Below are 2,102 nucleotides of genomic sequence, written 5' to 3'. Positions count from 1 at the left end.
GCGCTCCGACGTCGATTCGCAGGTCCGGGTGTACGGGGTGAGTCCGGGCAAGGGCGAGCAGCCCGCGGAGCTGGTCTCCGGCTTCCTGGAGGCCACGACGAGCGACGAGGAGAACTTCGGCACCGCGAAGGAGTATCTGACCAAGAGCGCGGTCAAGCGGTGGCAGCCGTTCGCGGCCACCACCGTGCTGGAGCAGGCTCCGGATGTGCGGGTGGAGACGGACCCGGGCGACCGGGACGGCAGCGGTAAGACGGTGGTGCTGTCGGGCAAGCGGATCGCCGTCGTGGACGAAACGCATGCCTACAAGCCCGACGCGCAGCCGTACGAGGAGCGCATCCATCTGACGCTGAGCGGTTCGGAGTGGCGGATCGACGGGCCGCCGCGGGGGCTGATCCTCGGCGAATCCGACTTCCAGCGCATCTACCGCTCGGTCAACAAGTACTACTTCGCCGATCTGGGTCCGGACGCCAAGGAGTCGACGGCCGGGGACAACGTGCTGGTGGCCGATCCGGTCTATGTGCGGCGCCGTATCGATCCGGTGACCGCGACCGTCAAGGCGCTGCTGGGCGGTCCGACCGAGTGGCTGGAGCCGGTGGTCAGCAGCTCCTTCCCACGCGGTTCGGCGCTGGGCCGCCGGGACGAGCGGCTGTCGCTGGACGACTCGAACACGCTGAAGGTTCGGCTGAGCGACCGGGCGGCGCGGGTCAGCGCGGCGCGCTGTGCCCGGATGGCGGCGCAGACGCTGTTCACGGTCCAGGATCTGGGCGAGGGATCGTCCGAGGTCAGCGGGGTGCGGCTGGAGCGGCAGAACGGTTCGGAGCTATGTGCCCTCTCCAGTGACGCGGCGCGGGCCTACGCCCCGGACGGGGTCGAGGGCCATCCGCGCCACCAGTACTTCGTGGACTCCGATCATCGGATGGTCCGGCTGTCCGATGACGAGGACCGGCCACAGCCGGTTCCGGGGCCGTTCGGCTCCGAGGACGCGGGTCTGGGCACGGTGGCGGTCTCCCGCGACGAGCGGGACGTGGCGGGGGTCACCGCCGACGGTCAGGCGCTGTACGTCACCCAGATGGCCCCAGGCGCCGAGCGCGGCACGGTGCGGCTGCGCAGCCAGGGCGGCAGCGTGGAGCACGGTCTGACGGCGCCGAGCTGGGACGGCCTGGGCGGTCTGTGGGTGGCCGACCGCAATCCGCAGCGGCCGAGGCTGCTGCGGCTGCGGGGCGGCACCGGAGCGGCGGACGAGGTGGCGCTGCCGCAGTTGGACGGCGGCCGGATCACGGCGCTGCGGGTCTCGGCGGACGGCTCCAGGATCGCGATGCTGGTCAAGCGGTCCGGCCACACCACGCTGCGGCTCGGCCGGATCGAGCGGCGGGGGACCGAGGCGGCCCCGAAGCTGTCGGTGGGGGCGCTGCGGGCGGTCGCGCCGAAGCTGGAGGACGTGGACACCTTCTCCTGGGCGGGCGACAGCCGGCTGGTGGTCGCGGGCCGGGAGTCGGACGGGGTGCAGCAGCTCCAGTACGTGGAGACGGACGGCTCCCCGGCGAACATTCCGGAGGTGCCGGGTCCGAACGGTGTGCAGTCGATCGGCGCCTCGGAGGACCAGACCCGGCCGCTGATCGCCGAGACCAGGGAGAACGGCATTGTGCGGCTGCTGCCGAACACCGACTGGAAGACCGTGGACCAGGACGGTTCGGCCCCGGTCTACCCCGGTTAGGCGGGGCCGTAGCGGCGGCTTCTAGGCCAGGACACCGGTCGGGGGTGGCTGGTTGTCCACATGTGCGCGGTTGTCCACAGGGGGTGGCGCGGGGGCTCGGCCGCCGGGACAGTGGTGTTCATGCGGGGCTGGTGGCAGGAGATCGCCGATCTGGCGCTGCCGGCCGACTGTGCCGGATGCGGTCGGCCGGGCGGCGCGTTGTGTGAGCGTTGTCGTGGGGCGCTGCGCGGGTCCGGGGCGCGCCGGGTGGAGCCGAGCCCGGTGCCGCCGGGGCTGCCGGTGGTCCATGCGGCGGTGGATTACGTGGACGAGGCGCGGGCGGTGCTGCTCGCGCACAAGGAGCGCGGAGCGCTCCGGCTGGCGCGGCCGCTGGGCGAGGCGCTGGCGG

2 protein-coding genes are annotated in these 2,102 nt (G+C 72.6%); both read left to right on the top strand.

The window, feature by feature from the left end; genetic code table 11:
• Nucleotides 1-1,714, top strand: a 1,714-nt coding sequence (locus KN815_RS48580; protein ID WP_216348135.1) for an LpqB family beta-propeller domain-containing protein, incomplete at its 5' end; no start/stop codon positions are given.
• 120 nt (nt 1,715-1,834) lie between these two features.
• The coding region (locus tag KN815_RS48575; RefSeq protein WP_372458667.1) for a ComF family protein at nt 1,835-2,102 on the top strand (268 nt) is incomplete at its 3' end.

The organism is Streptomyces niphimycinicus, from assembly GCF_018883605.1.
Taxonomy (GTDB): Bacteria; Actinomycetota; Actinomycetes; order Streptomycetales; family Streptomycetaceae; genus Streptomyces; species Streptomyces niphimycinicus.
This window is presented reverse-complemented; position numbering and strand designations above follow the sequence as displayed.